14 protein-coding genes are annotated in these 12,257 nt (G+C 38.8%); 3 read left to right on the top strand and 11 right to left on the bottom strand.

Annotated features, from left to right (window positions below; all coding sequences use genetic code 11):
* The first annotated feature begins 241 nt into the window (after nt 1–241).
* Together ahlS and AC1VNJ_RS05005 are read left to right on the top strand one after the other, a co-directional pair.
* The gene (gene ahlS / locus AC1VNJ_RS05000; RefSeq protein WP_034268775.1) at nt 242–1,090 is read left to right on the top strand and encodes an AhlS family quorum-quenching N-acyl homoserine lactonase; all 849 of its coding nucleotides are present in this window, start codon (nt 242–244) and stop codon (nt 1,088–1,090) included.
* Nucleotides 1,091–1,144: 54 nt separating this feature from the next.
* Nucleotides 1,145–2,329 (top strand): iron-containing alcohol dehydrogenase, encoded by a 1,185-nt coding sequence (locus AC1VNJ_RS05005; protein ID WP_482640386.1) that lies wholly within the window; start codon nt 1,145–1,147, stop codon nt 2,327–2,329.
* 64 nt (nt 2,330–2,393) lie between these two features.
* On the opposite strand, the gene AC1VNJ_RS05010 is transcribed toward AC1VNJ_RS05005, so the two are convergent.
* The 8 genes from AC1VNJ_RS05010 to AC1VNJ_RS05045 all read right to left on the bottom strand — a co-directional run bounded on the left by AC1VNJ_RS05010 (nt 2,394) and on the right by AC1VNJ_RS05045 (nt 9,122).
* Nucleotides 2,394–3,599, bottom strand: a complete 1,206-nt coding sequence (locus tag AC1VNJ_RS05010) for a M20 metallopeptidase family protein (RefSeq protein WP_482640387.1) — start codon at nt 3,597–3,599, stop codon at nt 2,394–2,396.
* Between the two features lie 38 nt (nt 3,600–3,637).
* Nucleotides 3,638–4,816, bottom strand: coding sequence for a hypothetical protein (locus tag AC1VNJ_RS05015; RefSeq protein WP_482640388.1), 1,179 nt, complete (start codon nt 4,814–4,816; stop codon nt 3,638–3,640).
* 211 nt (nt 4,817–5,027) lie between these two features.
* Nucleotides 5,028–5,324 carry a hypothetical protein gene (locus tag AC1VNJ_RS05020; RefSeq protein WP_482640389.1) on the bottom strand — a complete coding sequence of 99 codons (297 nt, stop codon included), beginning with the start codon at nt 5,322–5,324 and terminating at the stop codon, nt 5,028–5,030.
* Nucleotides 5,325–5,646: 322 nt separating this feature from the next.
* On the bottom strand, nt 5,647–5,835 hold the full coding sequence (locus tag AC1VNJ_RS05025) for a hypothetical protein (RefSeq protein WP_482640704.1): 189 nt from the start codon (nt 5,833–5,835) through the stop codon (nt 5,647–5,649).
* A 27-nt stretch (nt 5,836–5,862) separates the two neighbouring features.
* Nucleotides 5,863–6,141, bottom strand: a complete 279-nt coding sequence (locus AC1VNJ_RS05030; protein ID WP_482640390.1) for a hypothetical protein — start codon at nt 6,139–6,141, stop codon at nt 5,863–5,865.
* Between the two features lie 114 nt (nt 6,142–6,255).
* Entirely contained in the window at nt 6,256–7,167 is a 912-nt protein-coding gene (locus AC1VNJ_RS05035; protein WP_311264629.1) for an NAD(P)/FAD-dependent oxidoreductase, read from the bottom strand.
* 180 nt (nt 7,168–7,347) lie between these two features.
* Nucleotides 7,348–8,157: an SRA domain-containing endonuclease gene (locus AC1VNJ_RS05040; protein WP_098113128.1), complete on the bottom strand. Its 810-nt coding sequence runs from the start codon at nt 8,155–8,157 to the stop codon at nt 7,348–7,350.
* A 152-nt stretch (nt 8,158–8,309) separates the two neighbouring features.
* The gene (locus AC1VNJ_RS05045) at nt 8,310–9,122 is read right to left on the bottom strand and encodes an amino acid ABC transporter substrate-binding protein (protein WP_482640391.1); all 813 of its coding nucleotides are present in this window, start codon (nt 9,120–9,122) and stop codon (nt 8,310–8,312) included.
* 320 nt (nt 9,123–9,442) lie between these two features.
* On the opposite strand from AC1VNJ_RS05045, the gene AC1VNJ_RS05050 reads away from it, so the two are divergent.
* Nucleotides 9,443–10,519 (top strand): LLM class flavin-dependent oxidoreductase, encoded by a 1,077-nt coding sequence (locus tag AC1VNJ_RS05050; RefSeq protein WP_482640392.1) that lies wholly within the window; start codon nt 9,443–9,445, stop codon nt 10,517–10,519.
* 283 nt (nt 10,520–10,802) lie between these two features.
* Here the strand turns inward: AC1VNJ_RS05050 and AC1VNJ_RS05055 are convergent, their stop codons facing one another.
* From AC1VNJ_RS05055 to AC1VNJ_RS05065, 3 genes are all read right to left on the bottom strand, one after another.
* Nucleotides 10,803–11,159: a DUF805 domain-containing protein gene (locus AC1VNJ_RS05055; protein ID WP_098999499.1), complete on the bottom strand. Its 357-nt coding sequence runs from the start codon at nt 11,157–11,159 to the stop codon at nt 10,803–10,805.
* A gap of 51 nt (nt 11,160–11,210) precedes the next feature.
* Nucleotides 11,211–11,558, bottom strand: coding sequence for a DUF805 domain-containing protein (locus tag AC1VNJ_RS05060; protein ID WP_482640393.1), 348 nt, complete (start codon nt 11,556–11,558; stop codon nt 11,211–11,213).
* Between the two features lie 267 nt (nt 11,559–11,825).
* Complete coding sequence (locus AC1VNJ_RS05065; RefSeq protein WP_034268792.1) at nt 11,826–12,248, bottom strand: DUF4275 family protein; 423 nt, start codon at nt 12,246–12,248, stop codon at nt 11,826–11,828.
* Nucleotides 12,249–12,257: the final 9 nt, after the last annotated feature.

A 12,257-nucleotide genomic window follows, 5' to 3' on the forward strand; every position in this document is an offset into this window, starting at 1 on the left:
GCCTTTTTCCTTCTAAAAGCGGTGAATTTTTTCAGCACTTGGTTATAAGAACCAAGGAAAACTGCGCTAATATTTACTTTTCAAATACTGGCATAAAAATTGCAGTCTAGTATGTTGAAAGAATAGGAAAGAGTCTATCCATTTTAAAAAGGATTATTCTCTCCAGCATATAGGGTAAATGTAGTATAAAGTCATTTTGAAAACGCAAACAAAAATTCAACTACGTTTAGGAGGCTATTATATGTGTAATATTATCAAACCTAACCCAAAGCTTTATGTGATGGACAACGGCTCGATGCAAATGGATAAAAACTGGATGCTTGCAATGCATAACCCAGCAACTGTTAAGAACCCTCATGCACCTACGGAATTTGTAGAGTTTCCAATTTATACTGTATTAATTGATCATCCTGAAGGGAAAATTCTGTTTGATACAGCCTGCAACCCTGAATCAATGGGACCACAAGGGCGTTGGACTGAAGCAACTCAACAAATGTTTCCTTACTCCGCTACAGAAGAATGTTATTTACCAAATCGATTAGAACAATTAGGGGTTGACCCTAAAGAAATTAAATTTGTTGTTGCCTCCCACCTTCATCTTGATCATGCCGGCTGCTTAGAATTGTTCACTAACGCCACTGTTATCGTTCATGAAGATGAGTTAAACGGCACTCTTCAGTCTTATGCACGCAATCAAAAAGAAGGTGCTTACATTTGGGCTGACATTGATGCCTGGATAAAAAATGACCTTCGTTGGAAAACGATTAAACGAAACGAAGATACCATCAAACTGGCAGAAGGAATTAATGTCTTGAATTTTGGAAGCGGACATGCTTGGGGTATGCTTGGTCTTCATGTTCATTTGCCTGAAACAGGTGGCATTATCTTAGCATCCGATACAATCTATACAGCTGAGAGCTATGGTCCTCCTGTTAAACCACCCGGTATTATCTACGACTCTCTTGGATATGCAAACACGGTTGAACGTATACGCCGTTTAGCCTATGAAACTAATTCGCAAGTTTGGTTTGGTCACGATGCAAATCAATTTCAGCAGTTCCGCAAATCTACTGAAGGTTATTACGAATGAAATCAAGCAGCTGCTTGATATAAAAAAATTTTCTATAAATCGGAGGGCAAACAAATGACCATTTCAAAACTAGTTTTCACCCCTCTCAGCTACACAGGATGGGGATCACTTCAGCAACTGCTTCCCGAAGTAAAAAAATATGACCCTGCTCATATTTTAATCGTCACAGATCCCGTGTTAAAAGACATTGGACTTGTAGATAAAGTGAGTGCTCCTCTTATCCAAAATGGATACGAAGTAGATGTATATGCAGATACGGCACCAGAGCCGCCCTTAGCGCTTGGTGAAAAACTCGTATCTTACGCAAAAAGCCGAAAATTTGATTTAGTCATTGGAGTTGGCGGCGGCAGCGCATTAGATTTAGCAAAACTTACGGCCGTTTTAGCCGTTCACGACGGAGCTGTAGAAGAATACTTGAACTTAACTGGCACAAAACAAATTACGGAAAAAGGGCTTCCAAAAATTTTAATTCCCACCACTTCCGGCACGGGCTCAGAAGTAACAAATATTTCTGTATTATCTCTTGAAAGCACCAAAGATGTTGTGACCCACGACTATTTGCTTGCAGACGCTGCAATTGTAGATCCCGAGCTTACCCTAAGCGTACCTTCTAAAGTAACCGCGGCTACAGGAATTGATGCATTAACTCATGCTGTTGAAGCTTATGTATCGGTAAATGCAAACCCAGTAACAGACGCCTTAGCACTAAAGGCTATACGCATGATTAGCTCTTCTTTACGAACAGCTGTAGAAAATGGCGAAGATAAAGTTGCTCGAACTCAGATGAGCTACGGAAGCTATTTAGCGGGACTTGCTTTCTTTAACGCAGGTGTAGCCGGTGTTCATGCGCTTGCTTATCCCTTAGGTGGACAGTTTCATATTTCACACGGTGAATCAAACGCCGTACTGCTTCCATATGTGATGGGTTACATACGCAGCAGCTGCGTAGCAAAGATGCGTGATATTTTTGAAGCACTGGGCGGAAACCCTAGCTCTTTATCAGAAGAAAAAGCTTCTTATCAGTGTGTGAAACAGCTGGAGTCACTTGTTAAAGACGTTGGAATTCCTCAAACGCTTCGAGAGTTTGATATTCCAGAACATGCATTACAAAAGCTGACTGAAGATGGGGTTCAGCAAAAACGAATTCTTGCTCGCAGTCCTTTGCCTCTTCATGAAAAAGACATACGAGCTATTTACCAGTCAGCGTATGATGGAACGATAGTAGAACCTCAGGATTAAAAAAACGAGGGTGGGACATAATTTGCTTTGTCCCACCCTCGTTTTCTATTCATACTGTAAACTATTATTTTACTACTTCTTCTGTGAACATAGTTTGAGCTTCGTACAAATACGCAACCGCAGCATTACCAAGGACTTTCGCAGCAATAAGCAGTCCTCGCTCATCGATATCAAATTTAGGGTGATGATGCGGGTAAACATGATCTCTGCCTTTTAGCTCTGCTCCTGTAATAACAAACGCACCTTTTACATGCTGAAGATAATAACCAAAATCTTCTCCGCCCATTTGCGGAGGCTGCTCTTTAATCACGTCAACTCCTGGAACGCTCTTTGCTAAGTCGATAATAAATTCCGTTTCTTCTTTGGGATTTACAACGGCAGGATAGCCTTCGTGATAAGTAAATTTATAGGTCATGCCCCCTGCTGTACAAACTCCGCTTACGATTTCTTCTATTTCTTTTCTTATTAACGCTCTCACATCTTCATTAAAAGTTCGCACAGTACCTTCTAAAACTACCTTATCTGCAATAACATTAAATGCGTTTTTTGCATCAAATGATCCGACACTCACTACCGCAGGTTCTAATGGATCTACCTTCCGGCTAACAATTTGCTGAAGCGCCATGACAATTTGGGCTCCAGCTACAATTGCATCTTTAGTCATATGCGGTTGTGCACCATGTCCTCCTTGACCTTGAATATGAATTTCGAACCCATCTGCTGCTGCGGCAATCGGTCCAATTCCATAGCCTATACAGCCAACCGGCACCATCGACGCTAAATGGGTTCCAAATATAGCATCTACCCCTTCTAGACATCCATCTTCAATCATCGCAATGGCTCCTCCAGGAGTCTTTTCCTCTGCGTGCTGATGAATAAATACAATTGTACCCGGTAGATCATCTTTTATTTCTTTTAACGCTTTTGCTAGACCTAACAATGAAGCAGTGTGTCCATCATGACCACATGCGTGCATAACGCCTGGTATTTGAGATGCGTAAGGAACATCGTTTTCTTCTTGGATGGGCAGCGCATCAAAGTCTGCTCTCAAAGCAACGGTAGGTCCTGGTTTTCCACCTTTTAAATACGCGACAACACCTCTTCCTCCGACTTCTGTTCGCACTTCGTTTCCTAACTCTCTATGAAATGCCGCAATGTATTTTGGTGTTTCTACTTCTTGAAACGATAGCTCCGGATATTGATGCAGATGTCTTCGAATACTCACAATTTCACCATACAGCTCATCTAGCTTTGCATATAATTTTTCCATTTCGACCCCAACCTTTCTGATTTTTCAGTCTTTTAAACTTAAATGGTCTTCATTAACAAGCTGGCTATAACAACGGAAGCAATCGTAACTGTTGTAAAACCACCTACAAGCATAGAAGATAAAAGTTCGTTAAAAATCACTTTTTCTTCTTCTTTATTACGCGCTACGCTTCTACTTACTTCTTCACATAATATGTAATCTCCTGGAAAACCGAACATCGCAGTTAACGCAACAGGGATTCCTTTATATGGATGCCATCCTAAAAGCTTAGAGCTAATAAATCCGCCAACAATGAGTCCAACAGCTCCAACTACTAAGATTAGAGCAATCTGTGGTAAATATTCAATTAGCATTTGAGGCGTAATGCTTCCCATCGTTAGAACAACGCTGAATACCAGTCCCAGCATAGCAACGCTGAATGCATTGGCTTTTTCCATCATACTTTCTTCATAAAAATGAAACCTTGTCCCAATAATCCCAATTACTAAACACCATAGGCTATAGCTAATGGTTGTAAAGTGTTCAAGCATAATAGCAAGCGCACCGCCAACAAACAGCTTGAATAATAAAATAATGGGTGAGTTAAATCGGGATTCTTTTACCACCGCTGCTGCGGCAGGAGAAGGCTCTTCAATGTTTAGCCCTTCTGAAGTTGCTGCAACAAATAGACTTTCATCAGTTGCCTCTCGTAGTTTTAACGCATATCTTCTTAAAAAATTGGAGGCAAGCGGCATACCAATTACACCTTGGAACGCCATAACGAGAACTGGAATTGTCATTAAGCTAACAAGACCTAATTCCTTTAGCTTGTCAGAAGTTAGTAAAAAAGCTACTAATCCTCCAGTTAGAGGCCCTACTCCAGCCACAGCTGTTTTGTAATCAAAAACAAACGTAATAACAAGAAGAATAAGACCGCCTGAAACAACCACTCCTGAAAGTGCAATAAGAACCGCTTTAAACTGTCTTTTCATTACTTTTAGCGGGATAAGCGTACCCATATGAACGATAAGAGGAGCTGTTAAAATAACCCCTACCGTTGCAAAATTAGACTTTTCAGCTAAATCTTTTGGAAAAATACCTGTCCACAATAAACCTAGATACATCATTAAAAATACTAAAAGCATGGGAATCCTTGCTCGTGTTAAAATGGATATAATTTCTCCTATTACGATGACTCCTAAAATAAGCATCGTGGCAATGACAGGCTGATCTAGCAAACTATCTCCCCCTTATTTTGTTATGAAAACGAACCAAAAGACTTTTAACTCACCTTCCTTTTACTCATTTAATAGTTTAATTATAAATATGAAATGTTTTCCCGTCTATCATTATGTAAGATAGTTTCACAAATTATTTTTTTTGCTTAGCAATTGCTAGTAAAAATAGCGTATACAAAAGAAAAAGCAACAGGAGGTCTGCTTTTTAACATTAATCTTTGCCAAGGCCCTGTACTTTAAAGTCCTGCGCCGTGTTCAAGAAGACGGAGATACCTTTTTCTTTGTGACCTTTCACATGACCATTTACGGATACGGACTCTACACCTACGCCATTCGCAAATTCAACATCATCCACCACGAAATCAATGTTTTCTTCTACTTTTAGATATTCAATAGCTACGTTTTCCGCTGTGTTTCTCATTTCATCTTTGCTCATGGCTTCTTTCTTATTGCAGCCACTTATTAGCAAAGATCCTAGTAAACTTGTAAGTAATATCAATTGTTTCATACAACTCGCCCCATAGCACTTCATTTTTTTATATAATTGTGATTATACTCTATTCTTGGAAGAAGATACCCATCCTTTCCTATAAATAATTATTTAGAACACAATTCAATATAATACATTAAAATGTTCGTTTCCATTTTTCTCTTCACCAAAACAGAGTAACAGCATTTTTTGTTTTTTAAATAATTTTTATAAAGAACGCTCTTTTCATTTTGTAACTATGGTTGGATTTTCATTATTCCATTCTCTTGTGAGTTGGATTCGTCAACCATATATAAATAACGTGATTTTCTTACTTTTTAATGTGTCACAAGTTGGCATCTTAAAAAATAACAATGTTTGAGAAAACAGCCGTGTATTTAATTAAATTATTTCGGTCTTCCATACTTGGAGGCTCCTCAAGCCAGCCGTTTTTAGCCATAATTTTTCCGCCTTCTTGTCCATAAGTTAAAATATCTTTGGCCGTACTGACAAGCGTAAAAGGAAGGCAAACAAAAAAGCCCCTTTTCATTAAGGCGCTTTTTCAAAGAAAACGTTTTTATTCCATCGTATCAGAAATTCTTTTGTAGCTTCCGCATTTTTTTAGATATTGAACAATATCTTGATCTTTTACACGCTGAATAGCTGATCCGAACAGCTCTGCCGCTATCTGCATACGTTCATGTTTATGTTCAATGGTCATAATATATCGAAGCGCATCCACAACCGGTGCATTGTGACGTGTACGACGAGTTATGTACTCGTGAATGGCTTCATTTAACCCTTCCGATTCCGCTTGTTGAAACTCAGGCTTTCTTACTGCTTGACTATATACCACTTTTTTGACACTCCTTCTCCTTGTTTTTAATCAGGTTTTATCTCTCTTTTATTTCCAGTTCCCTAACAAAAAGGAAACAAAACATGCAATCTTAACTTTTTTATAAAAAAACAATTATTTTTCATAAAGCTCTAACAAGCGTTTGTGTATCCAAATAGCAGCTTGTAAACCTTCTCCCATCGCTACCGTCACTTGTTCAGAATGAGCCACAATGTCTCCTGCTGCCCACACACTTGAAACATTTGTTTCTTTTGTACGCGGATTTACGATAATGTGCTGATTTTCTAAAAGTTCTGCTCCGAGCTCATGCGCTAATTCTGTTCGAACTTTATTTCCTCCGAACGCTAAAAAACCTCTTTCACCATAGACGATTTCATTGTTTTCGAGGATGACTCCTTTTAACATTTCTGCTTCAGCTATGATTTTTTTTATTGCCGCTTCTTTATAGGTAATTCCCTTTTGCATCAAGGTATCTGCTAAAGGTCCAATCTCTTTTTTGTCATGATTAATGTACGTAATGTCATTTGTCCAATATGTTAACGTAAGAGATAAACTGGCTCCTGCTTTTCCTGACCCTAGTACTAATACCCTTCTATTATTTACTTCATACCCATCGCAGTCGGGACATACATATACGGTTTTTCCCATACAAGGATATAGCTCTTGCTGAAGTTCAAGCGGAATCCGGTCTACTACTCCCGTCGCAAACAGTAAAGTAGCTGCTTCGTAGTTCGCAGAGTTTGTAATGACGTTAAACCCTTCTATTTCTTTTTCACACTGAAGGACACGTTCTTCTGCAAATTGAATGCCGTAGCTTTTTGCTTGCTGCCTCCCCGTTTCTCTTAGAGTTTGCCCGCTTATTCCCTCAGGCCATCCCAATATATTTTGATAATTTTTGCAGAGATTGGAACGTCCATCTTTTGAATCAATAACCAATACACTGCGCTTATATCTTCCAAGCTGAATAGCAGCTTGAAGTCCCGCAATTCCTCCACCTATAATGACGCAGTCATACTTGTCTGCCACAGCACATCACCCCAGCTTTTACTATTTTCTAAACGAAAGCTTCAGTTTTTCATTATCTGTTTTTCTATTATTTTTATACGCTTTATTGTCTTTATTTTTTGAAGTCATTCTACATACAAAAAACCGCCTCGGCAGCTACCCTGCCTAGAGACGGTTTTTTATAAAATGAAAAAGACGATATTACTCATTTTTCTTTCCTGCTTCTTTTTCATTAATTTTAGTAATCAAATCTTCTTTATATACTTCACTATCTTTCCCGTAGCGTAGACGACTATGACAGTTGGGACATAGTGCCGCAGCGTCCTTTGGTTTAGCGAGTCCGCTCTTTGATAGCTTTGAAAGATAGTACATTTGCAAAAAGGAGCTTCCATCTTTTGCGATAAACGGCGCGCTTTCTCCGCAGGCTTCACAAATACCCGCTGCGCGTTTGTGAACATATTGTCCAAGAGCTGCCGTTTGTTCATAAATACTTGTCTTTTTTTCTTTCCCTAACGCCATATGACGAAGCTGTTCAGTTGAATAAGCTGAAACATCCAGCTGTGCTGCTTTTTCCTCAATCACGGAATTTCGTTCAAGTTCAAAAATAATGGCTTCACGCAGCTCTCCGTCTGAATCCCACATAATTTCTAATTGATGATTGATATACGTCACTTCATCAACAAACTCGACCACTCCCGGCTCCACGTAGTGAAATAAATAAACGGCTTTTCCTGATAAAAAATGTTCACGAAGCGCTTTATTGCCTTTAATGAGCTGCATCGATCCTCTTTGGCCTTCCCCCGTATAGAAAAAAGCGGTTTTATCTTTGTTCCATCCGTGCCCTGTACCGTATTCACTTCCGCTTTCTTTTGTGAAAATAAAAATATATGGATGCGCTTTTGGCGTTGATATTTCGCTTTGTTCCTGTCCTTTATAAAGCTTATGAATTTGTTTTCTGCGATAACGATGTCCTTTTTGAAAGAAATCTCCGCGCTGTAAATCCGTAATCAATGAATGGCCTCCTACTGCGGTCCTGCTTTTATAGTACTTATAGCTCTACTATACACTAATTTTTGTTTTCTTTGCAGATCGTTTCTTCTATCTATTGGATTTATATCATGCAAAAAAAGCAGCTGTATGGACAGCTGCTTTTTTTGCTATAGTCAATTTTGCACCGTGTAGTCTTCTCCTAGCCATTTTGTGCTGAGTTTTTTTAACGTCCCGTCTTTTTTCAGCTTTTTAATCGCTTCGTCAACTTCCGACTTTAACTTTTCGTCTTTTTTGTTAAACATAAAATACACTTTTGAATTAATCACAATATCTCCAACCGTTTTTTGCTGAAATTTTAGCGCTTGATTGCTAAAGTCGATGGAAAATGGTGTCGCAAGCGTAGCATCTGCCCGGCCTGTTTTTAATTGCGTTGTGGCATCATCCGCACCTTGACCGGCGTAAACTACATCGATTTTATTGCCGTGTTTTTGATTGTATTTGTCTAGATAGACAGCCGCATTGCTTGTAGCTCCTACAATCATTTTTTTACCTTCTAAATCTTTTAATGAATGAATATCATTACGATTTTTAGGAACTGTTACATAAAGCGGAGAATAATTATATGTTTCATCATTAAATAAAAACTTTTTCTTTCGCTCAGCGTTCTGAGCCATGTTATGAGCAATCATATCAATTTTATTACTTTCTAAGCTGAGAAGCAGATTTGAAAATTCCATCGTTTTAAATTCAAATTTATAATCCTGTAGCTCTTTGTCGATTGCTCTTACTACTTCTACATCATAGCCGGTCAGTTTGCCTTTATCATCAATAAAGCAAATATTAGGAAACTGAGTGCCTGTTCCAACAACAATCGTTTGAACATCTTTTTCTTTCTTTTCTCCTGCACTTGAAGATGCGTTTGTTCCGCATCCTGCCACGCTCACAGCTACTACAATTGAAAGTAAAAACAGCCAATATTTTTTCATACGTTCCTCCCCTAAATCCCTCTATTATGTAATAAAAAGAGGCTCTTGATGAAGCAGCTACTTCATCAAGAGCCTCTGGTTAACCAGTGGGCTTACTTCTTGTAAGATTATTCACATCATAATACTAGTTAACCGATAAATCAAGTGGGTTTTTAGAAAAAGATTATCTTGACAGCTCGGTGTCTACCGCTTAAGATACAACTAATAAAACATTGAAACTACATATCTACCAGTCAACTGGAGGCAAATGGACACGATAATGCGTGTACGTTTGCTTTTTTTATTGTCGTCCACCATTTTATCTTTTGGAGGTAAAACGTATGAAATTTGCTTTATTTAGTCTCATTCAAAACATCCCGAACCCGGTTACTGGAGAAACATTCACTGCTCAAGAAAAATTTCAGCATGTGTTAAATCAAGCAGTGCTTGCCGAAAAATTAGGTTTTGATGCTTACGGAGTCGGCGAAAGACACGGAGCTCCTTTTTTGTCTTCTTCTCCTCCCGTTGTTTTAAGTGCAATCGCTGCTAAAACGGCACACATTCGTCTTCTTACTACCGTTACCGTTCTAAGCATTTTAGATCCTGTACGAGTAGCTGAAGATTACGCAACGCTTGATCACCTGTCGGGTGGACGGCTTGAACTGATTATCGGAAAAGGCAATGACCCGCGTCATTATCCGCTTTTTGGCATTACAGAAGAAGAACAATGGGAGTCTCTTGCTGAAAGATACGCTCTTTTAAAACAGCTTTGGACAGAAGAAAATGTCACGTGGAGCGGCCGTTATCGTCCGCCTTTAACTAACGTTACGACTCAGCCTCGGCCGTTTCAGCCTTCTATTCCCGTTTGGCATGGAAGCGCGTCAAGCCCGCTGTCTACAGAACTTGCAGCTAAATATGGAGAGCCGCTATTTTCATCCAATTCCTTTCACCCTCAGGCTAAATATAAAGCGCTGATTGACCATTACCGGGAACGTTTTACTTATTATGGCCATGACCCACGCAAAGCCATCGTCGGTTCGGGGGCGAGCAGCCTATATATTTCTGATACAACGGAAGAAGCGATTCGCCGCTATCGTCCATACTATAACGCATTTAGCAATACAGAGGCAGCGAAGCATAATCAATCGCCATTCACGTCACTAGAAGACATCGTTCAACACGGCCCTGCTTTAGTAGGAAGCCCAGAGCAAATCATTGAAAAAATAATAGACTATCACCATGCTTATGGAAACGAAGTGCTGAGCATCAGCGTAGACGGTCTAAGCGAAGCAGAACAGCGCGAACAGCTAGAGCGCTTCGCAAGTGATATTGCACCTGTTCTTCGAAAAGAAATTCCCAGCAGCGTATGGGAAAATGAAAAAAAGAGATTGAGACATAATGAAATCAATCCAATCTAAAGACGAACAAATCAGATACATGAGCTGAACCGCTTATGACACCGCCGTTGATTTCCGTGCAAGGCTTCGCTTTCCGCGGGCGGCGCTAGAAGAACCTATACACATAAAATTCACGTTCACAATCACGCTATGAAAAAATCCGAACTAATTGGATTCTCCATCAAGAATCTTAATTAGTTCGGATTTCCCTTCAACTAAATTACTTTTGTCCCAACCTCTTTTTAATTTAGATACAATTCGCACGTTTAGTTTACTAACTTTTTAAACTAATAAACTACTCTGGTTAAGACGCCTGCGTGTCTGTATCGTAAATATTGGCTGTTACTTCGCTTCTTTGACAAAGTAAGATGAGCAGCCAAATGCCTCCAATAACTGGAACAAAGTTAATTAAATACCACCAGCCGCTTCTTCCTGTATCATGAAGTCGGCGAACAGTAACTGCAAGTGAAGGCAGAATCATTGCTGCTCCGTAAAGTAATACTAAAATAACTCCAAATACTGCAAGTGAATCGATAAAAACCAAGATATATGGAATGATCATAAAGATATAAGCAAATAATGTAAACAGCCAATACTCCGTACGCGTTGCTCTTCCTTGAAACGTCGCATAATTTTTTAACGCTTTTATATACCAGTACATTTTTAAACCCTCTCTTTGCTTATTAAATTAAACTACCTAACCGTTTAAGTCCTACGCAACTTTATTAGGTACATCAAAACGATTTAACTGCGACTCACTTCGTAGACAAAGAAGAATTAATAGAAAAATACTTCCGGCAATCGGAATAATAGTAATGAGCTGCCACCACCCGCTTCTTCCTATGTCATGCAGTCGACGTGCCGTCACAGCAAGTGATGGGATTAGGACTGCCACAGCGTAAATTGTAAACAAAAATGTAGGATTCTCTGTCATGAATTCAATAGCTGAAAGCACGCAAGAAATAATAAAATTAAATAAGACAAACATCCAATACTCTGTACGTGTTGCTCTTCCTTGAAACGTTGCATAATTTTTTAGCACATGTAAATACCATTTCATACAAAAACCTCCTTTTTAAACCGAATTTTGTAAGACAAGCTTACTAGCAGTAATTACCTTAGCATACAAAAAATTAATTTCATATCCTATTTTTTGAAAAAATCCCAAATGGTAATATAGATATAGGAGAGAGATGGATAATAGTTAGTAATAAATACCCAATAAATTCAGTTAAAAAACCATTTAATTACTATAATTACTTTTAATTTATAAAATGTTTTTTATAACAAAAATCCTGCCGTATTAATCGGCAGGCTCTATCTTTACTTACGTGCGGTAAAAGTAAGGTCCACATGAGCTTTCATGAGTAATCACATAAGTCCATGTAAAGTCTTTATCTACGACATATAAATCTTCTAAATACATGTTTGTATTTTCACTTAAATCAGCGCTTGTTAGATGCTTACATTTAGATAGCTGCAGCACTCGTTCATCATGCTCAAACAGCAAATAACAGTCGTTCTTAACTTGGTTCTCAAACGCTTGAACCGCTTGTTCCTCTTGCAAGCAAGGAAGCTTTTCATAGCTAAACGTATGCCACAGAAACTGATCCATATAAATTTTCTTTTTTTGCGATGCGCTTAAAGCATCTGCAAATTCATTTTCCCACCGCTTCCGGAAGAATTCACCTTGATTCGATAATTTTTTAACAAACATTCCTTTTTTCTTTAACGCATCTTTCATTTTCACTGTGCTTTC

This window comes from Priestia sp. 3CA3 (assembly GCF_056836725.1).

Excerpts from the sequence above, each read along its gene's own strand:
- AC1VNJ_RS05055 (WP_098999499.1), bottom strand. The coding sequence starts at position 11,159 with ATGTACTGGTATATAAAAGCGTTAAAAAATTATGCGACGTTTCAAGGA.
- AC1VNJ_RS05060 (WP_482640393.1), bottom strand. The coding sequence starts at position 11,558 with ATGAAATGGTATTTACATGTGCTAAAAAATTATGCAACGTTTCAAGGA.
- ahlS (WP_034268775.1), top strand. The coding sequence starts at position 242 with ATGTGTAATATTATCAAACCTAACCCAAAGCTTTATGTGATGGACAAC.
- AC1VNJ_RS05045 (WP_482640391.1), bottom strand. The coding sequence starts at position 9,122 with ATGAAAAAATATTGGCTGTTTTTACTTTCAATTGTAGTAGCTGTGAGC.
- AC1VNJ_RS05005 (WP_482640386.1), top strand. The coding sequence starts at position 1,145 with ATGACCATTTCAAAACTAGTTTTCACCCCTCTCAGCTACACAGGATGG.
- AC1VNJ_RS05010 (WP_482640387.1), bottom strand. The coding sequence starts at position 3,599 with ATGGAAAAATTATATGCAAAGCTAGATGAGCTGTATGGTGAAATTGTG.
- AC1VNJ_RS05050 (WP_482640392.1), top strand. The coding sequence starts at position 9,443 with ATGAAATTTGCTTTATTTAGTCTCATTCAAAACATCCCGAACCCGGTT.
- AC1VNJ_RS05025 (WP_482640704.1), bottom strand. The coding sequence starts at position 5,835 with ATGAAAAGGGGCTTTTTTGTTTGCCTTCCTTTTACGCTTGTCAGTACG.
- AC1VNJ_RS05020 (WP_482640389.1), bottom strand. The coding sequence starts at position 5,324 with ATGAAACAATTGATATTACTTACAAGTTTACTAGGATCTTTGCTAATA.